Below are 25105 nucleotides of genomic sequence, written 5' to 3'. Positions count from 1 at the left end.
CGGACACGCAACGATCGTTTCTCTTCCCGCCCCCTCCGTCACGCTGCGCGCGCCACCTCCCCCTGGCGGGGGAGGATCGAGACGCCGCCGCACGATTTCCCGGCACCGTTACCCGGGCGCCACGCTTCCGGCATTGGTCCCGGCGCGCGCATCCGCTATCTCGGCGCCATGCCCCATCTCTACCTCGTCGACGGCTCCGGCTACATCTTCCGCGCCTATCACCGCCTGCCGCCGCTCACCAACAAGCATGGCGAGCCGGTCGGCGCGGTCTATGGCTATACGACGATGCTGTGGAAGCTCGCCGACGAGGTCCACGCCGCCGACGGCCCGACGCACATGGCGGTCATCCTCGACAAATCGAGCAAGACCTTCCGCAACGATCTCTACGACAAGTACAAGGCACAGCGCCCGCCGCCCCCCGAGGATCTGGTCCCGCAGTTCCCGATGATCCGCGACGCGACCCGCGCCTTCTCGCTGCCGTGCATCGAGACCGAGGGGCTCGAGGCGGACGACATCATCGCCTGCTATTCGAAGGCCGCGCTGGCGCAGGGCTGGGAAGTCACCATCGTCAGCTCCGACAAGGACCTGATGCAGCTGATCGAGCCTGGGCTCGACATGTACGACACGATGAACAACCGGCGCCTCGGCGCCGAGCATGTCGCCGAGAAATTCCACGGCGTGACCCCCGCGCAGCTCGGGGACGTGCTCGCGCTGATGGGCGACAGCGTCGACAACGTCCCCGGCGTGCCGGGCGTCGGTCCCAAGACCGCCGCGAAACTGATACTCGAGCATGGCGACCTCGAAGCCGTGCTTGCCGCCGCGCCGACGATGAAGCCCAGCAAGATGCGCGACAATCTGATCGAGCATACCGAGATGGCGCGGCTGTCGAAGGTGCTCGTCACGCTCAAATGCGACGTGACCCTGCCCGAGCCGCTCGACGACCTCGAGCTCAAGGGCATCCCCGACGCCCCCTTGCGCGCCTTCCTCGAGCATCACGGCTTCAAGTCGCTGATCGCCAAGCTGTCCGCGGTGGCGGACGCCCCCGTCGCCGAACCCGCGAGCACCGCGCAGTTCGACGAGGACGAGCCCTGCAAGCACGACGATTACGAGACCGTCGTCGACGAAAGCGCGCTCGATCGCTGGATCACCGTCGCCAGGCACCAGGGCTGGATCGCGATCGACACCGAGACCACCGGGATCGACGCGACGCGCGCGAACCTTGTCGGGATCAGCATGGCGCTGCATCCGAACCTCGCCTGCTACGTCCCCATCGCGCATGGCGGCACGGACCTGCTGGCGGAAAACCCCGTCCAGCTCGACCGCGCCGTGGTGCTGGCAAAACTGAAGCCGTTGCTGGAGGATCCGAGCGTCCTCAAGATCGGCCACAACCTCAAATACGACATGATCGTCCTTGCCCGCGCCTATGCCGAGGCCAGCTCAGAGGGCGGCGGCGTGTCGATCGCGCCGTTCGACGACACCATCCTGATGAGCTTCGATCTCGATGCCGGACTGCACGGCCACGGCATGGACGAGCTCGCCGCGACTCACCTCTCTCACACCTGCATCGCGTTCAAGGACGTGGTCGGCACCGGCAAGTCGCAGCGCAGCTTCGCCGAAATCGACCTCAAGGCCGCGACCCACTACGCCGCCGAGGACGCCGACGTGACGCTGCGGCTGTGGCGCCGGTTCAAGCGCCGCCTGCCCGCCGAAGGCGCGACGCGCGTCTACGAGATGGTCGACCGTCCGCTCGTCCCCGTCATCGCGCAGATGGAGATGCACGGCATCAAGGTCGATCGCGAGGCGCTCGCGCGGCTCTCGGGCGAATTCTCCGCACAGATGGCGACGCTCGAGACCGAGATCCACGAAATGGCCGGCGGCCCGTTCACGATCGGCAGCCCCAAGCAGCTCGGCGACGTGCTGTTCGAGAAGATGGGTATCAAGGGCGGCCGCAAGGGCAAGTCCGGCGTCTATTCGACCGACGTCAACGAGCTGGAGCGCATCGCCGCGGACAAGGATTCGCCCGGCGCGCTGATCTCGCGCCGCGTGCTCGACTGGCGCCAGCTGTCGAAGCTCAAATCCACCTATACCGATGCGCTGCAGGCGCAGATCAACCCGGCGACGGGGCGCGTGCACACCTCGTACAGCCTTACCGGTGCGCAGACCGGGCGGCTGTCGTCGACCGATCCCAATTTGCAGAACATCCCGATCCGCACCGAGGTTGGCCGCCAGATCCGCGACGCGTTCGTGGCGGAGCCCGGCAACGTCATCCTCGCCGCCGACTATTCGCAGATCGAGCTCCGCCTCGCCGCGCACATGGCGGACGTCCCCGCGCTGAAGGCCGCGTTCGCGAACGGCGATGACATCCACAGCCTCACCGCGCAGGAGCTGTTCGGCGAGGTCAACCGCGACACCCGCGGCCGCGCCAAGACGATCAACTTCGCGATCCTCTACGGCATCAGCCGCTGGGGGCTGGCGGGACGGCTCGACGTCACCGCCGACGAGGCGCAGGCGATGATCGACCGCTATTTCGATCGCTTCCCCGGCATCTCCAACTACATCATGGAGACGACCGAAAGCGTCCGCGCGACAGGCTACACGACGACGCTGTTCGGCCGAAAGACCCACTTTTCGCGCATCCACTCCAAGATCCAGCACGAACGCCAGGGCGCCGAGCGCGCCGCGATCAACGCGCCGATCCAGGGCACCAGCGCCGACATCATCAAGCGCGCGATGGTGCGGATGGGACCCGCCCTGCTCGAGGCGGGGCTGCCGAACGTGCGGATGCTGCTGCAGGTGCACGACGAACTCGTGTTCGAACTGCCCGAGGGTGATGTCGACGCGGCCAAGCCGGTGATCGAGCGGGTGATGGCGACCGCGGCAGAACCGGCCGTCACGCTCGACGTGCCGCTCGGCATCGAAATCGGCACCGGCGCGAGCTGGGGCGCGGCGCATTGAGCGCTCCGGCCTCCGTCACCCTGAACTCGTTTCAGGGTCCACCTCTCCACCACCGTGAGCCAGCGATGGTGAAACCGTGGATGCTGAAACAAGTTCAGCATGACGGATGTGTTCGTGGCTGAGCGACAATCCGACATCGACACGCTCGCCAAGGGCGGGCGCACCAACATCGCAGGGTTCGTCCTGCGCCTCGCCGCGCGCATCCCGTTCCTGTTCATCGCCGGGCGCATCTACGGGCCGGACCTGGTCGGCCGGTTCGCGATCGCGGTCGTCGTCGTCGAACTCGCCGCCTTGCTCGCGACGCTCGGCCTCAAGCGCGGGCTCGCGCAGGCGCTCAGCCAGTCCGACCGGCCGCATGGCTGCGTCGTCTGGGACGCGATGGCGGTCGCGTTCGTCGCGTCGCTGATCGCCAGCGCGGTGCTCTGCACCTTCCCCGGGATCATGTACCCCAACAGCGCGATCACCGGGCTCGACCGGTTCCTGCCGCTGATCATCATCGCGGTCGCCTGGTCCGACGTCAGCCTCGCGGCGCTCGCCTACCGTCTGAACGTCAAGGCGGCGGTGACCGCGCGCGCCGTCGTGGAGCCGTGGACGATCTCGATCGCCGCCTGGGCGTTCAGCTATTTCACGATCCGCGACGGTCTGGTGCTCAGCTACATCGCATCGATGACCGCGGCGCTGATCGCCAGCCTGGTGCCGTTCCTGCGCAGCTACGGCTTTCCGCGCGGCTGGTCCCCGCAGTTGCGCCCGCTCTACGCGCTCGCCCGCGCCAACGCGCCACTGGCGGGCGCCGACATCCTCGAATGGGGCAGTCGCAACGTCGATCGCTTCATCCTCGGCGTCATGTTCGAACCCAAGATCGTCGGCATCTACTACATGGCGCAGCAGGTTGCCTCGCTGCCGCAGAAGCTCAAGACCAGCTTCGACCCGATCCTGGGGCCCGTGATCACGCAGAGCCTCGCGATCAACGACCGCATCGCGATCGCCAACCAGGTGCGCCAGGTCGCGTTCTGGATCATGGCGGCGCAGGGCGGGCTCGCGCTGATGGGGTCGATCCCGGGGGAAGCGGTGATGGGCGTGGTCGGGCCGCAGTTCGTCGCGGGCACCGCCGCGCTCGCCTTCCTGCTCACCGCCGAGGTGCTGGCATCGACCGGCGCGGTCAGCGAATCGGCGCTCGTCTATATCGCGCGGCACCGCAACCTGATGATTTCCGGCGCGATGCTGGCGTTCCAGGTGGGCTTGAGCTTCGCGCTGATCTTCGCGATCCGCTCGTTCGGCTATCCGGTCAACTACCAGGCGGCGGGGCCGGCGATCGCGCTGATGCTGTCGGTCGCGCTGACCTCGGTGATCAAGGCTAGGCTGCTCGGTCGCCTGCTCGGCGCGTCGGTCAATCCGTGGCGGACGCCGCTCGTGATCGCGGCGCTGGCGGCGATCATCGTCGGGAGTGCCTTCACCGCGCTGCCCAAGCGCTACGAATGGGTCGAGCTCGTGTTCGGCGAACCCGCGATTGCCGCGACCTATCTCTTCATCCTGTGGAAATGGGCGTTCGGCCCCGCCGACCGCGCGCTGTTCGGCAAGAAGCCGGGGATCGAGCCGGCGACGCTCCCGCATTCGGGGTCGCCGGTCCGCTGACCCATTTTGTGTCCCCGCGGAGGCGGGGACCCAGACTGGGCACCCGCCTTCGCGGGTGACCACCTCAGTGCCGGAAGTGACGCATCCCCGTGAACACCATCGCGAGGCCCGCCTCGTCCGCCGCGGCGATGACGTCGGCATCGCGGATCGAACCACCCGGCTGGATCACCGCGGTCGCCCCCGCCTCGACCGCCGCCAGCAGCCCGTCAGCGAATGGGAAGAAGGCGTCCGACGCCACGGCCGAGCCGATCGTGCGCGGCGTGGCCCAGCCCGCCTTCTCCGCGGCATCCTTCGCCTTCCACGCCGCGATCCGCGCGGACTCCAGGCGGTTCATCTGGCCCGCGCCGACGCCTGCGGTGCTGCCGTCCTTGGCATAGACGATCGCGTTCGACTTGGTGTGCTTGGCGACCGTCCACGCGAAACGGCAGTCGGCGAGTTCCTGCGGCGTCGGCTGGCGCTTCGTCACCACGGTCAGTTCGCCCGGCGTGCCGTTGTCGCGGCCCTGGACGAGCCAGCCACCCGCGATCGACTTGGCGGTAAGCCCGGCGCGGGCCGGATCGGGCAGCTCGCCGGTCAGCAGCAGCCGCAGGTTCTTCTTCGCGGCGAACAGCGCGATCGCTTCCTCGTCCGCGTCGGGTGCAACGACGACCTCGGTGAAGATCCCGGTGATCGCGCGCGCCGTCTCGGCGTCGAGCGTGCGGTTGACGGCGATAATGCCGCCGAACGCGGACACCGTGTCGCACGCGAACGCCGCGGCATAGGCCTCGCCCAACGTTGCCGCGGTCGCGACACCGCACGGGTTGGCGTGCTTGACGATGACGACCGACGGCGCCGCGTCACGGAACTCGGCGATCAGTTCGAGTGCGGCATCGGCGTCGTTGAGATTGTTGTAGCTGAGCGCCTTGCCCTGCACCTGCCGCGCCTGGCCGATCCCGCGGACGCTGCCCGTCGCCGTGTAGAAGGCCGCAGACTGGTGCGGATTCTCGCCGTAGCGCAGCGCATCGCCGCGCTTGAGCGTGATCGGCAGCGTCTCGGGAAAGGCCTCGCCCTGGTCGACGGTGCCGAACCACGTCGCGATCGCGCCGTCATAGGCGGCAGTGGTCGCGAACGCCTTGGCAGCCAGCCGCTTGCGATCATCGAGCGTCGTGCTGCCGCCCGCGACCGTCGCATAGTCGGCGGGATCGGTGACGATCGCGACGAACGCGTGGTTCTTCGCCGCCGACCGCACCATGCTGGGACCCCCGATGTCGATATTCTCGATCACGGTGTCGCGGTCCGCGCCCCTCGCGACGGTCGCCTCGAACGGATAGAGATTGACGATCACGAGGTCGATCGCGCCGATCGCATGCTCCTCCATCGACGCGACATGCCCCGCATCGTCGCGCACCGCGAGCAGCCCGCCATGCACCATCGGGTGCAGCGTCTTGACGCGGCCGTCCATCATCTCGGGAAAACCGGTCAGCTCCGACACGTCGCGCACCGCGAGCCCCGCGGCGCGGAGCGCAGTAGCGGTCCCGCCGGTCGAAACCAGCTCGACGCCCTTGGCGGCAAGCGCGGTCGCGAGGTCGACAATGCCGGTCTTGTCGGACACCGACAGGAGCGCGCGGCGGATGGGGATGCTGGTCATGAGGATCTTTCGTCGGCGGCGAGGATGCGGGGGCCTTAGCGGCGGATGGGCGCTGCGAACAGAGGGGGCGCCCGAGCGCGCCTCGTCCGTCACCCTGAACTTGTTTCAGGGTCCACCTTTCCCCCAAGCGCCATCGTCCGTGGCGCGGTGGATGCTGAACCAAGTTCAGCATGACGGTGTTACAGCGCCTTCTTGAGCGCCCAGCTGACGTTGGCGCCACCGGCCGCCGCCTCACCCGTCACGATCAGCTGCTGCGTCTGCACCGGCCGGCCATCGGCCGCGATCCACACGCTGTCCTCGACCGCGAGCAGCCCGCCGCGACACCTGAACTGCCACAGCGCGCCGCCCGGCAGCCGCAGGATTGCGCCGAGCGCATCCGCGGTCATCGACACCTGCACGCCCGCGCCCAGATGGAATCGGATCGCAAACGGCGTCACGCCGGCATGGCGCTTCTTGCCCTTGGGCAACAGTGCATCCTCGCCGCGCAGTTCCTTGCCGTCGCCGGTCAGCATCAGCTGGCGGCGATGCGCGAACCCCCAGCGGCGGACATAGCCGTCATGGCTCGCCTCGATCCGGCTGGCCGCGTCCGATTCCTGGCGGCTCAGCTCGACCTCGGCGACACCGCGCCCCAGCGTGCCATCGGCATGGATCGCGGTCGAGTTGCTGTCGGCGATCGTCAGCGTCGAATGCGCCGCGGTCGACCGCAATCCTTCGGCAAGCGCCGCCGGGAGCTGCGCCACGCCCGCGCGCGCGCCGCCGCAATTGACGACGATCCGCGCCGGCCCGTCCGAGAATTCGAACGCCAGCGTCGACGCGCAGCCGCCCTCGACCAGCCGCGCGACCGGCGGCGGGGCGGCGTCGACGATCAGCACCGCGGTCCCCGCTGCGAGCCGCTGATAGCCCCAGTCGCGCGCCTGGCGCAGCGGCCGCGTCCGCACCCCGCTCGCCTCAATCACCGCGGCGATCTCGGCCTCGGCGAACGGCCCGCCGCCCTGCCAGCTCGACAGCGCGCGATCGCCGTGCATCACGCCGAGCAACGCCGCGACCATCCGCGTCAGCGTCGCCGCGACCGGCTCGGGCAGCTCCATCCGCCGCGCCGCATAGGTTTCCTGCAGCATGCTGAGCAGCTGGATGCAGTCGAGCAGCATCGCCGGACTGCGCGACACCGATCCGCCATCGTCGAACAGCCCGGTGCCGAGCGCGCGCAGCAATCCCGCCTCGCCGAACGCCTGGCGCGGTTCGCCGCCGGGGATCAGCAGCCCGGCCGCAACGACGCCGCACCACGCCGCGATCCGCGGCGCCCCCGCCGCGGCCTTGTCCGCGCCGCGATCGAGATGCCGCGCGCCGCGCGCCAGCGCGTTCAGCACCTTCGACCGATAGATCAGGTCCGCCGACGACAGGATCAGCGGCGCATGGCACGTCCAGAACAGGATCCGCCGGCCCCAGATATCGGGCCGCCAGGCGAGCCCGCCGACGGTGTCGCCATGCGTCGCCAGCCACAGGCTCATCAGATGCTCGGCGATCGGCGCGCCCCGCGCGCGCGTCGCGACGGTCGACAGGTCGCGGAGCCAAGCGAAGCTGTGCAGATGCTCGGCGAACGGCTTGCCCCAGTCGGGCTTGGCGAGGTCGAGCGTCTCGATGTCGCGCGTCTCGCCGCGCAGGCCGATCACGCCTTCGAGCAGCGCATGGCCGCGCGGGACGTCGCCCATCACCGGATCCTCGGGCACCGCGATCAGCTTCAGCGGATAGCGGCCCTTCAGCCGGATCGAATGGATCGGCGTCCGCCAGGTCAGCCGGTGGAACCGCTCGGCCAGGCGGTCGGCGAGCGACAGCGCCGCATCGCCGCCCAGCCGGATCAGCCGCCGGCCTTCGTCGATCCCGTCGGGTGCGGGTTCGGGCGCCGGCGTGCTCAATCGCCCCTCAGCGCGGCGATGTTCGCCGCATAGGCCGACGGCCCGCCGCGAAATACCGAGGTGCCTGCGACCAGCGCGTCCGCGCCCGCCTCGATGCACCGCTTCGCCCAAGCGGCGTCGACCCCGCCATCGACCTCGAGATCGATATCGCGCCCGCTTTTCTCGATCATCGTGCGGATCGCCGAGATCTTCTTGAGCTGGCTCGGGATGAAGCTCTGCCCGCCGAACCCGGGATTGACGCTCATCACCAGTACCAGGTCGACCATGTCGAGCAGGTAATCGAGCATCTTGGCCGGCGTCCCCGGGCAGATCACCACGCCCGCGCGCTTGCCGAGCGACTTGATGTGCTGGAGCGAGCGATGGATGTGCGGTCCCGCCTCGTAGTGCACGGTGATGCAGTCCGCGCCGGCCTCGGCGAACGCGTCGAGATAGACGTCGACCGGCGCGATCATCAGATGGACGTCGAACGGCTTGGTGGTGACGCCGCGTACCGACTTCATCACCGCCGGGCCGAACGAGATGTTGGGGACGAAATGCCCGTCCATCACGTCGACATGGATCCAGTCGGCCCCGGCTTCGTCGATCGCGCGCACCTCCTCCCCGAGTTTCGAGAAGTCGGCGGACAGGATCGAGGGTGCGATACGGACGGGATGCATGACCTGTCCTAGCGCGGGATTCGCGGGTGCGGAACTGGCACCTGACGGTTTTCCCGCGAAAGCGGGAATCCAGGGTTACGCACGCAGCGCTGCTTGCCCCTGGACTCCCGCCTTCGCGGGAGAACGACTAGCTCCGCTTCAACCGCACCATGAAGAACCCATCCGCGCCGCCCTGCTCCGCCAGCATCCCCGGCAGGGTGCGGACGGTGCCCTGCTCGGTCGGCGCAATCCCCTCGGGCAATTCGCTCTGCGCCACCGGCACCACGGAATAATCGCTGCGCGCCGCGAGGAACGCATCCAGCTGCGCCTCCCCCTCCGACAGCTCCAGCGAGCAGGTCGCGTACACCAGCGTCCCACCCGGCTTCACCCAATCCGCCGCACGCGCGAAAATCCGCGCCTGCAGCGCCGCGGTCTCGGCGATGATCGACGGCCGCACGCGGTGCAGCACGTCCGGGTGGCGCCGGAAGATACCCGTCGCGCTGCACGGCGCATCGATCAGCACCGCGTCGGCGGGCTCGGCCGGCTGCCAGTCGAGGATGTCGGCATTGACCACCTCGGCCTTCAGATGCGTGCGGAACAGGTTCTCGCGCAACCGCTTGATCCGGCTCTGCGAATTATCGACCGAGGTAACCGTCCAGCCCGCCGCCGCGAGTTGCAGCGACTTGCCCCCGGGCGCCGCACACAGATCGAGGACATGGCCCGCCCCCTGCCCCAGCAACCGCGCGGGCAGCGACGCCGCGATATCCTGCACCCACCACGCGCCATCGGAAAAGCCGTCCATGTCGGGCACCGACGCATGTTCGCCGAGCCGCAGATGGCCCGGCATGAAGCTGACCCCGCCCAGCTTCTCGCGCCAGCCCTCGGTCTCGGACGGGTCGGCGATCGTCAGGTCGAGCGGCGGCGGCACTGCGATCGCGACGCGCGCGGCATCGACCATCTCCTCGCCCCACGCCGCTTCCCAGCGCAGTTCGACCGGCGCGGGCAGCGTCGGCACCTCGGGCAGCAGCACGCCTGCACGGAACAGCGTCCCGAACACGCCGTGCACCAGCTTCCGCGGCCCCCCATCGACCAGCGGCAGCACGGTCGCGATCGCAGCGTGGCTCGGCGTGCCCAGCACCAGCGTCTGGACCAGCGCGATCCGGAGCGCCATCCGCGCCTTCGCGTCGTCGGGCAGGTTGGTCTTGGTCGCCGAATCGATCAGCGCGTCGAGATCGGGCAGCCGCCGCAGCGTTTCCGCGGCGATCGCATGCGCAAGACCCCGATCGGGCCCGTGGATCGCGCGCGTCGCGGCGGGCAGCGCGGCCTCGAGCGCCTCGCCACGGCGGAGCACCGCATCGAGCAGGCGGATCGCGGCACGGCGCGTGGGAACGCCGAGCGGCTCGGGCGCATGGGTATAATCGGGCATCGAAGGTCCTTCGCTGGGGCGGCGCATGGCAATGCGGCGCGATCGCCCCCATGTGGCGGCTAGAACGCAAACCCGCAACTCGGAGACCCGCGATGGGCCAGCGCCCCGACCATGTGAAGCCTCCCGCCTATCTGTCGAAGACCACGCCGGTCCCCGAGCCCGAGGCCGTGCCCGAGCCCGCCGAGGACCCGATGGGCCGCAACCCGGTGCGCTATGGCGACTGGGAGCTGAAGGGCATGGCGATCGACTTCTGAGCGACGCCTCGCTCAGTCCCCGACGCCCGTCCCCCATCCACGTCTAGCGCACGACTCCGGTCGCGATCATCCCGCGCACGTCGTCCGCGACCTGGTTGTTCGCACCCAGCCGCTCGATCAGCTGCGCCGCACGGCTGCCGCGCAGCCCGGCCGTCGTCATCTGTCCGTCGCGCACATAGGTGTAGACGCCGCTGACCGCGAACGCCGACGCGTGTGCGACCTGCCCCGTCTGCGCGCGATAGGCCGCCAGGAACGTCTCCGACTCGAGAACATGCCGGCGCGCGAGCGGGGTCTCGAACGCGAGGTCGAGGATCGCGATCAGCGTCCGGTCCGCGGGCACCGCGTGATCGACATTCGGCGCAGGCGGCGCCGGCTCCGCATTGTCGTAGCGGTCGGGCAGATGCAGCCGGAGCTTCAACACCGACGGGTCTGCCGCCAGCGTCTCGGCAAAGCCGGTCATCGCCGCACCGAACGCCGCCGCATCGCTTCCACGCGCGCCGAGATGGACATGGATGCGGTCCAGCCCGTCGTCGCCATTGGGGACCGGATCGGGCACCCGGTCGACCAAAGTGCGCGAGCCGCTCGGCAGTGCATAGGCGACCGTCGCCGCGAACATGTTCTGCTCGTCGGCGAACAGGATAGGGCTCGCCGCGTTGAACACGGCCTGGTCCGCCTTCGATGCGAACCCGATCTCGACGCCGCCATCGAGTTCATAGTCGGCGAACGCCGCGATGCCGTCGATCGCGGGCCAGAGGTGCGCGTCCTGCTCGCGGTCCAGATGGTTCTGGACGTACCAGCCGAGCCCCGGAATCCGCGAACACAGCGGCCCGTGCACGTCGCGCCAATAGGTCGCGAAGATGTCGTGCGGCACGCGCGGCCGCCGCAGCACCGTGGTGTAGCTGTTGATCGCGATGCTCGCGTCGCGCGCGGCGTAATCGGCGGTGGTGGAAACCTTGGGCATGACATGCTCCTCTAAGATCCGGCGCTCAACGCGCGCCGGCGGGAAATGGATCAGGCGGCGCTGCGGGCCTTCAGCCGGGCGACCAGCAGCGTGAAGACGGCCGCGAGAAGCGCGATTCCCGCGGCGACATAGCCGACGCTCGCCAGCCCCATGTGCAGGATCACCGATCCGCCGATGATCGCGCCCAGGCCGATCCCGGCATTCGCCATCGACACGTTGAGCGTGCCGGCCAGCGCCTGCGCATGGCTGGCCGACTGCATCACGCGGACCTGGCAGATCGGATAGAGCGCGGTGTTCGCGATACCCCAAACCGCGAGCGCGACGCCGAGCCAGGCATGCGACCCCGCGACCAAGGTCGTCGCGGCCATCCCGACCGCGAGCACCAGCGCCGCGACCGCAGTGACCATCAGCGGCCCGCGCCCGACGAACTGCCCGCCCAGCCAGTTGCCGCCGAGCCCGACGATGCCGAAGCCCATCAGCCACCAGCCGACCTGCCCCGCGGGAATCCCGGCGATCTGCTCGAGCGTGTCGGCGAGATAGGTGTACGCCGTGAACATCGCGGTGAAGACGATCACCGACAGCACGACGTTGCCGAGGAAATACGGGTCCTTGAGGATCCTGGCCTGCTCGGCGAGCTTCACCCGTGCCGGCTTCGCCAGCGTCGGCATGACGACGAACAGCAGCACCGCCATCAGCAGCGACAGCCCCGACAGCCCCCAGAACGTCCCGCGCCAGCCGAACGCGGTCGACGCGAGCGTACCGAGCGGGATCCCAAGCACCATCGCGCCGGAAATGCCGAGATAGACGTTGGCGACCGCCTTGCCCGATTTCTCGGGGCCCGCGAGCTCACCCGCGGTTTCGCTCGCCGTGCCCCAGAACACCGGCAACGCCAGCGCCGGCAGGAAGCGCGCGAGCCCGAGCACCCAGATATCGGGCGCCGCGGCAGCGAGCGCGTTCGCGCCGGCGAAGATCACCAGGATCACGACGAACAGCCGCTTGCGCTCGAAATGCGAGAGCATCGCGGTCAGGAACGGCCCCGCCAGCATCACCGTGAACGCGAACAGCGTCACCAGCTGCCCCGCGGTCGAGATCGAGATCCCCAGGTCGCGCGACAGGCTGGGCAACAGGCCGACGATGATGAACTCGGTCGTGACGATCACGAACGCCGAAATCGCGAGCAGCAGCACGGCGAGGCCATGCCCCGCGGACTTGGTGCCGGGCGATGCGGCGTGGACGGACGTGGCGGACGTAGCGGACGACATCGGGGGGGCAGCTCCAATTGGGCCGCCCCCTCTACGCGCGACGGAAAGGCGGGTCTCGCGGCATTAATTCGCGTATGGCGCGACGAATATTCCACAATCGAGCGCCGCCATGATCCCCTCCGAACGCCTCAAGGGCATCGAAGCCTTTGTCACCACGGCGGATGCCGGCAGTTTCACCGCCGCGGGCGTCCGCCTCAACCTGACCAATTCGGCGGTCAGCAAGAGCGTGGCGCGACTCGAGGCGCGGCTCGGCAGCCGGCTGTTCGAGCGTACCACGCGCCGCCTGACACTCACCGATGTCGGCGCCGCCTTCTACGAAACCTGCGTCCGCGTGCTCGGCGACCTGGCGGATGCGGAGGCCGTCTTGGCGGCGCATCGATCGGAGATCGTCGGACGGTTGAAGATCGACGTACCGGTCGCGTTCGGGCGGATGCAGGCGATGCCGCTGTTGCTCGCGTTCGCCGAACGCCACCCGAACCTGCGCCCGAGCATCACCTTCACTGACCGGAAGGTCGACATCGTCGAGGAGGGCATCGACGTCGCGATCCGGATCGGCGCGTCGGATCTGCGCGTCGATACGCTCGGCCACCGGCATCTCGGCACCGAACGCGTGATCTTCTGCGCGGCGCCTGCCTATCTCGACCGACGCGGTACGCCGCGCAGCGCCGACGACCTGTCGGCGTTCGACTGCATCCTCTACGGCCGCGCCGACGGCAGCACGATTCCGTGGCGCTTCGCAGGCGATGCCGGACTGGTCGAGGAACGGACGATGGAGCCCCGCATCGTGCTCGGCAGCGCGGAAGCGCAGGTCGGTGCGGTCAAGGCCGGGTTCGGGATCGCGCAGCTCGCGACCTGGCTGATCGAGGACGAGCTCGCGCGCGGCGAGCTGGTCGAGATCCTGCCCGACCGTGCGACCGCCGGGCTTGCGCTGCACCTGGTCTGGCCGAGACGCCGGCAGCTCAGCCCGAAGGTGAACGCCGTGCTGGACGCGCTGACTACGGGCCTGCGCATCGCGTAGCGGTCGACCGAGCCGGAACGGCCTATACCGCGGTGCTGAACTGCCGCGCGGCACTCTGATATTGGTCGACGGCGGCCGCGATCGATCGGGCATAAGGACGCGCTTCGACCAACACCCATAATGTCGCCCCCTCCCATCGGACCAGCTGCCGGCGTTCGAACGGCGTCAGGCGATCGCGCACCCCGGCCAGGTCCGCGACGCCCGACAGGTCGGCCGTCCCGCGCGTCAGGATCTTCTCGATCGCGCGCGCCCTCACACGATCCTCGGCGGTCCGGCGGAGTCCACGAACGGTGGCGAACCGGCCCGCTGCGATCAGGAGATGATAACGGCCGGTGTTCTTCGCGTTCTGCAGCAGGCGATCGGGGAATTCGCTGATCGCGCTGACCCCCAGGCCGATCAGCGTGGTCGCCTGGTCTTCGGTGAACCCCTGGAAATTGCGGCGCAGCGTACCGTTCGCGCTGGCCAGCGCGAGCGCATCGCCCGGCACCGCGAAATGGTCGAAGCCGATCGCTACATGGCCGCCCGCGGTCAGCGTCGCGTGTGCCAGCGCAGCCTGGGCGAAGCGCGCCCGTGCATCCGGCAGCGCGCTCGCGTCGATCCGGCGCTGGCGCGGGATCATGGCGGGGACATGCGCATAGCCGAACACCGCGAACCGGTCGGGCGCCATTGCCAGGCTGTCGACCAGTGTCGCTTCGAGCGCGGCCTCGGACTGGCCCGGCAGGCCGTACATCAGGTCGAAGTTGATCGACCCGATATCGGCGCGGCGGAGCAGATCCATCACGCGCCGGATCTCGTCTGCCGGCTGGACGCGCCCGATTGCCGCCTGGATCGCCGGGTCGAGCGTCTGCACGCCCAGGCTGACGCGCGACACGCGGTGCGCCGCGAGCATCGCCGCCCATTCCGCGGTGAACCCGCGCGGATCGATCTCGACCGACAGGACCGGATCGTCGCAGCGGAAGCGCGTCGTGACGAGATCCACCAGCCGCGCGAACTGCGCCGGCGCAACCGCGTTCGGACTGCCGCCGCCGAACGCGATCCGACCGACCCGCGCATGCCCGACCCGGTCGGCGACGCGCGCGATCTCCTGTTCGAGCCGCTCCAGATACGCGTCCAGCCGGGCGCTGCGATTGGCGGCGCCGGTGTTGCACCCGCAATACCAGCAGATCTGCCGGCAATAGGGGATATGGACATAGAGCGAGACGGTGTCGTCCGCCGCGATGCCAGCCAGCCCGGCCTGCATGTCCGCGTGACCGACCCTGTCGTCGAACGCCGCGGCGGTCGGATAGCTGGTATAGCGCGGCACGGGCACCGCGAGCAGGTCCGGATGATAGGTCCACATGCCCCGCGACGTGGCCGGTGCCGCACGCGACGTCTTTGACCGCGATCAACGCGATCCTTGTCCGCGGTCAACGCCCGCGCCGCGCCCCGCGCCTAGCCCGGCGGCGTTGGATTTCAGGAGCCGGACCATGACATTGTCGATCAAGACCCTCGCCGTCGGAGCCGCCTGTGCGGGGATGACGTTCGCCGCTCCCGCGCTCGCCCAGACCGACGCCACCCCGCGCCAGGGCATCGCCGCCGGCGACGTGCTGCTGCGCGTGCGCACCATCCTGGTCGCGCCGAACGAGACGTCGGGCAGCATCCTGCCCGCCTTCCCCGGCGAGCGTGTCCGCGTGAACGACAGCGTCATGCCCGAGATCGACGTCACCTACATGGCGACCGATCACATCGGCTTCGAACTGATCGCCGCCACCACCAAGCACCACGCCGACGGCCGCACCGGCACGACGGGCAAGATCGGCAAGCTCGCTTCGACCTGGGTCCTGCCGCCGACGCTGACTGCGCAATATCATCTGAACCCGACGGGCAAGGTCCGCCCCTATGTCGGTGCCGGGCTGAACTACACGATCTTCTGGAACGAAAAGGCCGCGGACGGCCTGGTCACCGCGGTCGGACGGACCGGCGTGCACATGAAGGACAGCTTCGGCTGGGCGGCTCAGGTCGGTGTCGACGTCGACATTACCCCGAAGGTCTTCCTGAACCTCGACGTCAAATATATCGATATCGATACCACCGCGCGCCTGCGGACCACGGCCGCCGGGACGCAGCGCGTCGCGATCAGCCTCGATCCGCTGGTGTTCGGCGTCGGGCTCGGCCTTCGCCTGTAACATCCGCGTCGACGACTGGGGTGACGACCGGCGCGACAGCGATCCGCCGGTCGCACAGCGCGACCATCGCCGGGCGGTGGCTGACCAGGATCAGCCCCTGCCCGGTCCGCCCCAGCCGGGCGGACAGGCGATCGGCGACGCACCGCTCGGTCGCCGCGTCGAGCCCCTCGGTCGGCTCGTCGAGCAACAGCCACGGTGCGGGCACCAGATAGGCGCGGGCCAGCGCCAGTCGCCGTCGCTCTCCCCCCGACAGCCGCACGCCGTGTTCGCCGATCCAGCTGTCGAGCCCGCTAGGCAGCGCCGCGATCGTTTCGGCCAGCGCGACCTCGCCGAGCACCGCCCACATCGCCACATCGTCCGCCGCCGGATCGCCGAGCGCCAGCGTCTCGCGGATCGTGCCGGCCATCAGCGCGGCATCCTGCGGTGCCCAGCCGAACGTCGCCCGGCGGACGGCGAGCGGAAGGTCGACAATGTCCGTGCCATCGATGAACGCAGCGTCCGGTCTTGCGTCGCGCAGGCCGAGCAGGCTTTCGACGAGGGTGGTCTTGCCCGTTCCCGATGCGCCGACCAGCGCGACGCGGGCACCCGCGGGCAGATGCGTGCCGAGCAGATCGATCGACCGCGCGGCACCGCACGGCGTGACGAGGTCCTCCGCCACACCGCCCGGCAGCAGCTCGTCGAGCCGCGCGGTCGCCTCGCGCACGGCGCTGCGCTGCGCCAGGCTGCGCAACACCGGGCCTGCGCCGTCGATCGTCATCACCGCTGCCAACGCGCACAGCGCCGCGATCGGTGCGCGTGCAGGGGCTGCAAGCAGCAGCGCCGCGACCCCCGCCACACCCAGCGCGACGGCCTGGGCGAAATCGAACCACCCCACGACCCCGGCCTGCGCGCGCTGCGCGTCGGCGAGCGTCAGGCTGCACAGATCGACCGCCGCCATGGCCTGCCGCTCGATCCCGTAGCAGCGCAGGTCCGCGGCGGCATCGGCGACACTGGCGAAGGCCTCCTTGAGCCCCCCGCTCGCGCGCTGCACCGCGCGCCCCGGTGCTTCGAGATATCGCGCGAGCAGCATCGCGACGCCCAGCAACGCCGCCAGGCACAGGACGAGCGCCAGCGCGAGTGCCCATCCGCCGAGCGCACAGAGCAGCAGCCCGCTCGCCAGCGCCGCGACCATCCCCGGCACCGCCGAGAACCGGACGAACTGCGCCTCAACGATCGCTACATCCTGAACAATCCGCGCCGTCGCGTCCCCCTGCGTCAGCGCCAGCGCCTGATGCGCCGGGCCGCGCGCGAGACCCAGGAACAACGCCGGCCGGATCCGCGCGAGCGCGCCGAACGCCGCGTCATGCGCTGCGACCCGCTCGCCATAGCGCCCCGCGGTCCGCAGGATCGCGAGCAGGCGGATCCCCGCGCTTGGCAGCATGTAGTTGAACCCCTGCGCCGCGATCGTTCCCGCCAGTCCCGCCGCTGCGGCCGCCGTGATGAACCAGCCGGACAGCCCCAGCAGCAGCACGGACGCCACCGCGACGACCGCCGCATAGCCGCTCGCGCGCCACAGCCCGCGCCGTTGCCGCCGTCGCTCGCCCGCGATCAGCCGGTCGAACGCCGTCATGCTCGCTCTCCCAGATCGACGACGACATCCGCGATCGCGGCCAACGCCTTGCTGTGCGTTGCGATGATCGTGGTGCGCCCGGTACAGGCCCGCGCGATCGACACGATCAGCCGCGCCTCGGACTCCGCATCGAGATGCGCGGTCGGCTCGTCGAGCAACAGGATGGATGCCGGCTTCAACAGTGCCCGCGCCAGCGCGATCCGCCGCCGTTCGCCCCCCGACAGTCCGCTGCCGCGCGCGTCTATGGTCGCCCCCAGTCCGCCGCGCGCGAGCAGCATCGGCGAAAGTCCGGCGATCCGCGCGACCTCGGCGACGCGCTCGGGCGACGCAGACGGATCGGCGAGCGCGATGTTCGTGCCGATCGTTCCGGCGAAGATCAGCGGCGACTGCCCCATCCACGCCGCGATCGGCGCGATGCTGCCGATGTCGGCGAGCGATTGATCGTCGATCGACACGCGCCCCTCCGACAACGGCGCAAGGCCTAGAAGCAGGTGCAGCAGGCTGCTCTTGCCGCTTCCCGACGGGCCCACCAGCGCGAGAATCGTACCGGGCGCGACGTCGAACGAGACGCCCGACACCGCCGGGTGCTCCTGCCCGTCATAATGGACCGCGACCGAGTCGAAGCGGATCGCTGGCGCCGCGTCGGACCAGACTGGCACCACCGGTATCGGCGCGGCCTTGGCGAGCTCGACCCCGGCCAGCCGCTCCGCCGCGGTCTCCGCCGCCTGCCGGTCGTGATACGCCGCCGCCAACCGCCGCATTGGCGCATAGAATTCGGGCGCGAGCGCCAGGACGAAGAACGCGCGGCCTAGATCGAGCGTCTCGGGCACCGGAAACGGCAGCAGGTGCAACAGGTTGAACCCGGCATAGACAGCGACCAGGGCGACCGACAGCGCAGCGAAGAACTCGAGTGCGCCCGACGACAGGAACGCGACGCGCAGCACGCGCATCGTCCGCCGCGCGAGATCCTCTGACGCAGCGCCCAGCGTCGCCGCCTCGCGTACCTCGGCACGGAACGCCAGCACGAGCGGTAACGCGCCGATCCGGTCCGCAAACAGCCCCGACAGCCGTGCCATCGCGACGAACTGGCGGCGCGACGCGTCCGCCGCGGCCCCGCCCGCCAGGATCATCGCTGCCAGGAAGGGAAAGAACGTCGCCACCAGGATCGCCGCTGCGATCGGGCTCGCGACCGCGGTCGCGCTGAGCACGAGCAACGGCGCGATCGACGCCGCCATCCGCGCCGGCAGGAAGCGCGCGACATAGCCGTCGATCGCATCGACCTCGTCCACCGCCGCGCTCATCAGAACGCCGGTAGTTGCCTCCGATCCGGGCGTGCGGTGCAGCGCCGCATCGACGATCCGCCGCCGCAGCCGCGTCTTCGCGTGGTATGCGCCATCCGCGCCGATGCGCACGGCGAGCATCGCGCACGCGCCGCGCGCGACCGCCGAGACGCCTGCCAGCACCGCCCAAGGCAGCGCCGCCGCAATCCCCGTGGGCACGGCGACCACGCCGCCCGCAAGGCCGCCCGAGAACCCGATCGCTGCAACGCTGTCGAGCAGCAACAGGCTCGTCGACAGCCGCACCCCGCCGCCGTCCGCGACGACCCCGCTCAGATAGGTTCGCGAGGCGCGCGCGCGGTCTTTGGTGATGCTGCTCATGCCCCTCGCCATCGACGGCGCACCCGTGCGCGTCTTTGACCACGGTCAATGTCCGCACCGCCACCCCCGCCTAGTCGGGGTCCGGACAGGGCCGGTCGACGGCCATGTGGGGAGCATCATCATGGACCTTGGGGTCATCGATCTGTCGCGGCTGCAATTCGCGCTGACCGCGCTGTACCATTTCCTGTTCGTGCCGCTGACGCTCGGTTTGTCGATGATGCTGGTCATCATGGAAGCCGTATACGTCATGACGGACCGACCGATCTGGCGCGTCGTCACGCGGTTCTGGGGACGGATCTTCGCGATCAACTTCGTACTGGGCGTCGCCACCGGGCTGACGATGGAATTCCAGTTCGGCACCAACTGGTCGTATTTCTCGCATTATGTCGGCGACATCTTCGGCGCACCGCTCGCGATCGAGGGGCTGATGGCGTTCTTCCTCGAGGCGACGTTCGTCGGGCTGATGGTGTTCGGCTGGGAGAAGCTGTCGAAGCGTGGCCATCTGTTCACGACGGTCATGGTCGCGCTCGGCACCAATTTGTCGGCGCTGTGGATCCTGGTCGCGAACGGCTGGATGCAGAACCCGACCGGCGCGGAATTCAACACCGACACGATGCGGATGGAGGTCAGCGATTTCGGCGCGGTCATTTTCAACCCGATCGCGCAAGCCAAATTCGTCCACACCGTCAGCGCCGGCTATGTGTGCGCCTCGGTCGTGGTGCTCGGCATCTCCGCCTTCTGGTTGCTAAAGGGCCGGTATATCGCGGTCGCACGCCGGTCGATGACCGTCGCCGCCGCCTTCGGGCTCGCCGGATCGCTGTCGGTCGTCGTACTCGGCGACGAGAGCGGCTATGCGCTCACCGACAACCAGAAGATGAAGCTCGCCGCGATCGAGGCCGCCTGGCACACCGCCCCCGCCCCCGCCGGCCTGACGCTGTTCGGCCTGCCCGACGTCGCCGCGCGCGAGACGCGGTACGAGGTGCAGATTCCCTGGGTCCTCGGCCTGATCGCGACGCGCAGCCTCGACAAGGAGGTAACGGGGATGTCCGAACTCGTGCTCAAGGCGCAGGAGCGGATTACCTCGGGCGTCATCGCCTATGACGCGGTCGAGCGTCTCAAGGTCGACCGGACGAACGTCGCGCAGCGCGCGCGGTTCGAGGCGCATAAACGCGACCTCGGCTATGCGCTGCTGCTCAAGCGACACGTCGCCGATCCGAGAATGGCATCCCCGCAGCTGATCGCTACGACCGCGTGGGACGTGGTGCCGAACGTCCCGCTGATGTTCTGGAGCTTCCGGATCATGGCGTTCATCGGCTTCTTCATGATCGCACTGTTCGGCGCCGCGTTCGTGCTGACCTCGCTGCGCCTGCATACCAAGACGCGCTGGTTCCTGAAGCTTGCCGTCATCGCGATCCCGCTGCCCTGGATCGCGATCGAGCTCGGCTGGATGCTCGCCGAGATCGGCCGCCAGCCCTGGGCGATCGAGGGCGTGCTGCCGACCTTCCTCGCCGCCTCGTCGCTGACCCGCGGCGTGCTGTGGACGACGATCTTCGGCTTCACTGCGATCTACGGCACGCTCGCGGTGATCGAGGTCCGGCTGATCCTCGCGACGATCCGCAAGGGACCGTACGAGCATGACGAGGATCTGCCCGGCCCAGCGGCCGCCCGCCTCGCGACAGCCACCCCACCGCTCCCCTTGGTCGCCTGACAGGAGACATGACGATGTTCGATTATGAAACGCTGCGTCTGATCTGGTGGGCGCTGATGGGGATCCTGCTGATCGGGTTCGCGCTGACCGACGGCTTCGATCTCGGCGTCGCGGCTCTGCTCCCGTTCGTCGGGCGCACCGATAGCGAGCGACGGATGGTGATCAATGCGATCGGGCCGACCTGGGAAGGCAACCAAGTCTGGTTCATCCTCGCCGGCGGCGCGATCTTCGCGGCATGGCCGTTCGTCTATGCGATCAGCTTCTCGGGTTTCTACCTCGCGATGTTCCTGGTTCTCGCGGCGCTGATCCTGCGCCCGGTCGGGTTCAAATACCGGTCGAAGCGGCCCGACCCCGCCTGGCGGTCGCGCTGGGACTGGGCGCTGTTCGTCGGCGGGTTCGTGCCGGCTCTGGTGTTCGGCGTCGCGGTCGGCAACGTCCTGTCGGGCGCGCCCTTCCGCCTCGACAGCGACCTGCGCACGGTCTTCGACGGTAACTTCCTCGGGCTGTTCACGCCGTTCACCTTGCTGTGCGGGCTGTTGTCGGTGGCCATGCTGGTGCTGCACGGCAGCGCCTGGCTGGCGATCAAGGTCGAACGCGGCCCGGTCCATGACCGCGCGCGCGCCTTCGGCACGGTCGCCGGGCTCGCCACGCTCGCGCTGTTCGCGATCGGCTGGGGCTTCGTCGCCTATGGTGAGATCGGCTACCGCATCGTCGGCGCGATCGATCCCGCGGGCGCGTCCAATCCGCTTCGCACCACCAGCGAGATCGCGCACGGCGGGTGGCTCGCCAATTACGGCCTCCACCCCTGGATGATGATCGCCCCCGTGCTCGGGTTCGTCGGCGCCGCGCTCGCGCTGTTCGGCATCCGTCGCGGATCGGAGGTCGCCGCGTTCGCGGGGTCCTCGGTCGCCGCGCTCGGCATCATCGCGACCGTCGGGCTGTCGATGTTCCCGTTCATCCTGCCGTCGAGCATCGACCCGCATTCCAGCCTCACCGTCTGGAACGCGTCGTCGAGCGCAAAGACGCTCGGCATCATGCTGGTCGTCACCATAGTGCTTCTGCCGATCGTGCTCGCCTACACCAGCTGGGCCTACACGGTCATGTTCGGACGGGTGACGACGCAGGACGTCGCGACCAACCCCGATTTCTACTGATCCCGCTTAAACAGGACATCTGATCATGTGGTATTTCACTTGGGTCCTCGGCCTCGGACTGGCAGTCGGATTCGGCATCCTCAACGGCATCTGGCACGAATTCCACCTCCCGATCGAGGACGATGCGGACGCATCCGTGGTTTCGTAACGGACGCGTAAAGAAATCACGCGGATATTCGGGGCCGTCGGCGTATACCGGATTGATGGCCCACCACGACATCTGTGCGGATTGTGCGGTCCGCGACCAGGCACTTTGCAGCAGCCTCAGCGACGTCGAGCTGACAGCGCTGAATACGATCGGCCGCCGCCGGAAGATCGCACGCGGCCAGACGCTGATCTGGGCGGGCGACGAGAGCATCATCTGCGCGAACCTGCTGGCGGGCGTGCTGAAGCTGGTCGCCGCGACACCCGATGGTCGCGAACAGATCGTCGGGCTGCTCTACCCCGCCGATTTCGTCGGCCAGCCCTATGCAGGCCAGGCCGGGTTCACGATCACCGCGCTGACCGATGCCGAGCTGTGCATCTTTCCGCGCTACGCGTTCGAGCGCGTGCTCGGGGATCATGCGCGGATGGAACGGCTGCTGCTCCAGCGTACGCTGGCCGCGCTCGGCGTCGCCCGCACGCGCATCCTGTCGCTCGCGCGCACCTCCGCGCAGGAGAAGATCGCCGGGTTCCTGATCGACATGGCGACGCGCGCGGCCGCCACCGGATGCCGTGCGACGCCGGACGGCCCGCTGACCTTTGACTTACCACTGACACGCGGGCAGATCGCCGATGTGCTGGGGCTGACGATCGAGACGGTCAGCCGCCAGATGACCCGGCTCCGGATCGCCGGCGTGATCGCGCTGCCGGGCGGCCGGGCGATCACGATCTCCGACGAAGCCGCGCTGCACGAGCGCGCCGAGGCCGCCTAGTCCACCGCACGTCCGCACAGCCCGCCGACCAGCACGGCGCGCGCGTCCGGCGTCAGCCGCGTGCTGCCGAGCGTCAGGATTGCGAGTTCGGTGAAATCCATCGCGTGCCGGCAGCCGTCGAAGAACCCGCGCAGCATATGCCCGAACGCCTCCGCGCACGGCTTTGCCGTGCCGGACAGTATGGCGAGGATGTCGTCGGCCTGGATCGCGTTGCCCAGATGACGCGCCCGGATCCGCTCTACCACCGCCGCCGTAAGCGGATCGTCGCAATGCCCGGCGAACAGCGCGTCGATCACCGCGGTCTCGTCGCGCGCATGGCTGGCGACGACTGCGCTCAGGTGCCGGCCCAGCGCATCGGCCTCGCTGCCGGAAACGCCGCCGGGCAGCGCATCCGCGCACGCCTCCAAGAGCGTGCACAGGTCGCGGAGCCGGGCATGATCGGCGGCAAGCGGGGCGATGTCGACATCGTGGATGACGTGCCAGCGTCGCACGAACGGCACGACACGCCCGTCAGGCTCCTCATGCTCGGTCATCTTTGCTCTCCATGCCGGCACTGAGCACGATGTCGAATGCGCGGCATTGACGACGATCAAACCGATGCCATCGATCGGGCCGGCAGGCAGATGACGGCTCGCCCCGACAGGCGCCGCGTGTCGCGAGGGACGGATTCCATGTTCCGCCGATCGACGGACAGGTATCGGGGCGCCTGCTGGATCCGACCGCCATCTCTCACATTGACGCAGTGCAGCATTGCACCTACCGCCCGCGCTCCCGAATTTGCGCAGCCCGACCAGGCCCAGCCGAGCACAGCGCTGGAGGCGCCGTTTACAATGACCATGACATTCGCCGATCTCGCCCTGGCGCCCGCGCTGCTGCAGGCGCTCACCGAGCAAGGCTATGCCAACCCCACGCCGATCCAGGCGCAGTCGATCCCGCTGCTGCTCGAGGGCCGTGACATGCTCGGCATGGCGCAGACCGGCACCGGCAAGACCGCGGCGTTCGCGCTGCCGCTGCTGCACCGGATGGCGGCGGATCCCCGCCCCGCGCCCGCTGGCGGTGCCCGCGTCCTCGTCCTTGCACCGACGCGCGAACTGGTCTCGCAGATCGCCGCCGGCTTCGAGGGCTTCGGCCGCCATCTGGGCCTGCGCGTGACGACGATCTTCGGCGGCGTCAGCCAGGTCCATCAGGTCCGCGCGCTGGAAAAGGGCGTCGACATTGTCGTGGCGGCCCCGGGCCGCCTGCTCGACCTGGTCGAACAGGGCCTTTGCGACCTGTCGCGGCTCGAGGCGCTGGTGCTCGACGAGGCCGACCAGATGCTCGACATGGGCTTCGCCAAGCCGATCGAGCGGATCGTCGCGACCACGCCGCAGGACCGGCATACGCTGCTCTTCTCGGCAACGATGCCGAAATCGATCGCCGCGCTCGCCGAAAGCCTGTTGCGTGACCCGGCCAAGGTCGAGATCGCACCGCCGTCGACCACCGTCGACCGGATCGCGCAGTCCGTGATGTTCCTCGATGCCGCCGACAAGAAAGCCGCGCTGCTCGCGTTGCTGCGGACGCCCGACATGGGCCAGGCGGTCGTCTTCACGCTGCAGAAGAACATCGCCAACGAGGTCTGCGCGTTCATCGGCGAGGCCGGCATCACCGCCGAGGCGCTGCATGGCAACAAGTCGCAGGGCCAACGCGAACGCGCGCTCGACGCGTTCCGCGCCGGCACAGTCCAGGTCCTGGTCGCGACCGACATCGCCGCGCGCGGCATCGACGTCGACACCGTGACGCATGTCTTCAATCACGACCTGCCGAGCCTGCCCGAAAGCTATGTCCACCGCATCGGCCGCACCGGTCGCGCCGGCCGCAGCGGCTACGCCGTCACCCTGTGCGACGCTGAGCAGCGCGCCTGGCTGCATGACGTCGAACGCGAGATCGGCCGCACGCTGACGGTGCAGGACGATCACGAATGGCATTGCGAAGTGGCGCGCCATTCGACCAAGCGCGCGCCCGTGCTCGGCGGCGGCCCGGTCAAGCAGGTCAAGGCGCCCAAGCCACCGCGCGAGCGGAAAGTCTGGACCGAGGAGGAAAAGCAGGCGGCGCGTCTGGCGGCGACCGCGGCCTGAAAGCGCTCGGGGAAAATATCTGTACCGATTAGTACGATATTCCTCCCCGCCCTGGTTGCTTTCGCGGGCGGCGTGACCACCTACGCCCTGCATCAGCAGG

The 25105-nt window shown here is 69.1% G+C and carries 20 protein-coding genes; 10 read left to right on the top strand and 10 right to left on the bottom strand.

Annotation, left to right across the window (positions count from 1 at the left end; translation table 11 throughout):
- Positions 1-168 precede the first annotated feature (168 nt).
- Together polA and FSB78_RS16450 are read left to right on the top strand one after the other, a co-directional pair.
- Positions 169-2955: a DNA polymerase I gene (gene polA / locus FSB78_RS16455; protein ID WP_147083630.1), complete on the top strand. Its 2787-nt coding sequence runs from the start codon at positions 169-171 to the stop codon at positions 2953-2955.
- Between the two features lie 99 nt (positions 2956-3054).
- On the top strand, positions 3055-4587 hold the full coding sequence (locus tag FSB78_RS16450) for a lipopolysaccharide biosynthesis protein (RefSeq protein WP_147083629.1): 1533 nt from the start codon (positions 3055-3057) through the stop codon (positions 4585-4587).
- 64 nt (positions 4588-4651) lie between these two features.
- On the opposite strand, the gene purH is transcribed toward FSB78_RS16450, so the two are convergent.
- The 4 genes from purH to FSB78_RS16430 all read right to left on the bottom strand — a co-directional run bounded on the left by purH (position 4652) and on the right by FSB78_RS16430 (position 10188).
- A complete protein-coding gene (gene purH / locus FSB78_RS16445) occupies positions 4652-6214 on the bottom strand; it encodes a bifunctional phosphoribosylaminoimidazolecarboxamide formyltransferase/IMP cyclohydrolase (protein WP_147083628.1) in 1563 nt (520 codons plus the stop codon).
- A 179-nt stretch (positions 6215-6393) separates the two neighbouring features.
- Positions 6394-8127, bottom strand: coding sequence for a heparinase II/III family protein (locus FSB78_RS16440; protein ID WP_147083627.1), 1734 nt, complete (start codon positions 8125-8127; stop codon positions 6394-6396).
- Positions 8124-8783, bottom strand: coding sequence for a ribulose-phosphate 3-epimerase (gene rpe, locus FSB78_RS16435; RefSeq protein WP_147083626.1), 660 nt, complete (start codon positions 8781-8783; stop codon positions 8124-8126). The genes FSB78_RS16440 and rpe overlap by 4 nt, the downstream gene beginning before the upstream one ends.
- A gap of 127 nt (positions 8784-8910) precedes the next feature.
- The gene (locus tag FSB78_RS16430; protein WP_242008352.1) at positions 8911-10188 is read right to left on the bottom strand and encodes an RsmB/NOP family class I SAM-dependent RNA methyltransferase; all 1278 of its coding nucleotides are present in this window, start codon (positions 10186-10188) and stop codon (positions 8911-8913) included.
- A gap of 92 nt (positions 10189-10280) precedes the next feature.
- On the opposite strand from FSB78_RS16430, the gene FSB78_RS16425 reads away from it, so the two are divergent.
- A complete protein-coding gene (locus FSB78_RS16425; protein WP_147083624.1) occupies positions 10281-10442 on the top strand; it encodes a DUF1674 domain-containing protein in 162 nt (53 codons plus the stop codon).
- 43 nt (positions 10443-10485) lie between these two features.
- Here FSB78_RS16425 and FSB78_RS16420 read toward each other — a convergent pair whose 3' ends face one another.
- Positions 10486-11403 (bottom strand): EthD domain-containing protein, encoded by a 918-nt coding sequence (locus FSB78_RS16420; protein WP_147083623.1) that lies wholly within the window; start codon positions 11401-11403, stop codon positions 10486-10488.
- A 50-nt stretch (positions 11404-11453) separates the two neighbouring features.
- Complete coding sequence (locus FSB78_RS16415) at positions 11454-12665, bottom strand: MFS transporter (RefSeq protein ID WP_147083622.1); 1212 nt, start codon at positions 12663-12665, stop codon at positions 11454-11456.
- Positions 12666-12774: 109 nt separating this feature from the next.
- Between FSB78_RS16415 and FSB78_RS16410 the strand changes: the two genes are divergently transcribed.
- On the top strand, positions 12775-13683 hold the full coding sequence (locus FSB78_RS16410; protein ID WP_147083621.1) for a LysR family transcriptional regulator: 909 nt from the start codon (positions 12775-12777) through the stop codon (positions 13681-13683).
- A gap of 22 nt (positions 13684-13705) precedes the next feature.
- On the opposite strand, the gene hemN is transcribed toward FSB78_RS16410, so the two are convergent.
- On the bottom strand, positions 13706-15022 hold the full coding sequence (hemN, locus tag FSB78_RS16405) for an oxygen-independent coproporphyrinogen III oxidase (protein WP_147083620.1): 1317 nt from the start codon (positions 15020-15022) through the stop codon (positions 13706-13708).
- 133 nt (positions 15023-15155) lie between these two features.
- Here hemN and FSB78_RS16400 point away from each other — a divergent pair, with 133 nt between their 5' ends.
- A complete protein-coding gene (locus FSB78_RS16400) occupies positions 15156-15848 on the top strand; it encodes an OmpW/AlkL family protein (protein ID WP_242008441.1) in 693 nt (230 codons plus the stop codon).
- Here the strand turns inward: FSB78_RS16400 and FSB78_RS16395 are convergent.
- Both FSB78_RS16395 and cydD read right to left on the bottom strand, forming a co-directional pair.
- Entirely contained in the window at positions 15799-17457 is a 1659-nt protein-coding gene (locus FSB78_RS16395) for an ATP-binding cassette domain-containing protein (protein ID WP_147083619.1), read from the bottom strand. The two genes, FSB78_RS16400 and FSB78_RS16395, sit on opposite strands and share 50 nt — an antisense overlap.
- Positions 17454-19115, bottom strand: coding sequence for a thiol reductant ABC exporter subunit CydD (gene cydD / locus FSB78_RS16390; RefSeq protein WP_147083618.1), 1662 nt, complete (start codon positions 19113-19115; stop codon positions 17454-17456). Before cydD ends, FSB78_RS16395 begins: the two co-directional genes overlap by 4 nt.
- Before the next feature lie 121 nt (positions 19116-19236).
- Here cydD and FSB78_RS16385 point away from each other — a divergent pair, with 121 nt between their 5' ends.
- The 4 genes from FSB78_RS16385 to FSB78_RS16370 are packed head-to-tail and all read left to right on the top strand — an operon-like array spanning position 19237 to position 22891.
- Positions 19237-20823 (top strand): cytochrome ubiquinol oxidase subunit I, encoded by a 1587-nt coding sequence (locus tag FSB78_RS16385; RefSeq protein ID WP_147083617.1) that lies wholly within the window; start codon positions 19237-19239, stop codon positions 20821-20823.
- 14 nt (positions 20824-20837) lie between these two features.
- The gene (gene cydB, locus FSB78_RS16380; protein ID WP_422396716.1) at positions 20838-21977 is read left to right on the top strand and encodes a cytochrome d ubiquinol oxidase subunit II; all 1140 of its coding nucleotides are present in this window, start codon (positions 20838-20840) and stop codon (positions 21975-21977) included.
- Between the two features lie 25 nt (positions 21978-22002).
- Positions 22003-22125 carry a cytochrome bd-I oxidase subunit CydX gene (gene cydX / locus FSB78_RS16375; protein WP_147083615.1) on the top strand — a complete coding sequence of 41 codons (123 nt, stop codon included), beginning with the start codon at positions 22003-22005 and terminating at the stop codon, positions 22123-22125.
- A 55-nt stretch (positions 22126-22180) separates the two neighbouring features.
- Complete coding sequence (locus FSB78_RS16370; RefSeq protein ID WP_147083614.1) at positions 22181-22891, top strand: Crp/Fnr family transcriptional regulator; 711 nt, start codon at positions 22181-22183, stop codon at positions 22889-22891.
- Here the strand turns inward: FSB78_RS16370 and FSB78_RS16365 are convergent.
- The gene (locus FSB78_RS16365) at positions 22888-23424 is read right to left on the bottom strand and encodes a hemerythrin domain-containing protein (protein ID WP_147083613.1); all 537 of its coding nucleotides are present in this window, start codon (positions 23422-23424) and stop codon (positions 22888-22890) included. The two genes, FSB78_RS16370 and FSB78_RS16365, sit on opposite strands and share 4 nt — an antisense overlap.
- A 297-nt stretch (positions 23425-23721) precedes the next feature.
- Here FSB78_RS16365 and FSB78_RS16360 point away from each other — a divergent pair, with 297 nt between their 5' ends.
- The gene (locus tag FSB78_RS16360) at positions 23722-25005 is read left to right on the top strand and encodes a DEAD/DEAH box helicase (protein ID WP_147083612.1); all 1284 of its coding nucleotides are present in this window, start codon (positions 23722-23724) and stop codon (positions 25003-25005) included.
- The last annotated feature ends 100 nt before the right edge of the window (positions 25006-25105 follow it).

Source organism: Sphingomonas ginsenosidivorax (assembly GCF_007995065.1).
GTDB classification, from domain to species: domain Bacteria; phylum Pseudomonadota; class Alphaproteobacteria; order Sphingomonadales; family Sphingomonadaceae; genus Sphingomonas; species Sphingomonas ginsenosidivorax.
Note: the sequence above shows the minus strand (reverse complement) of the source record. Positions and strands in the feature narration are given on the sequence as shown.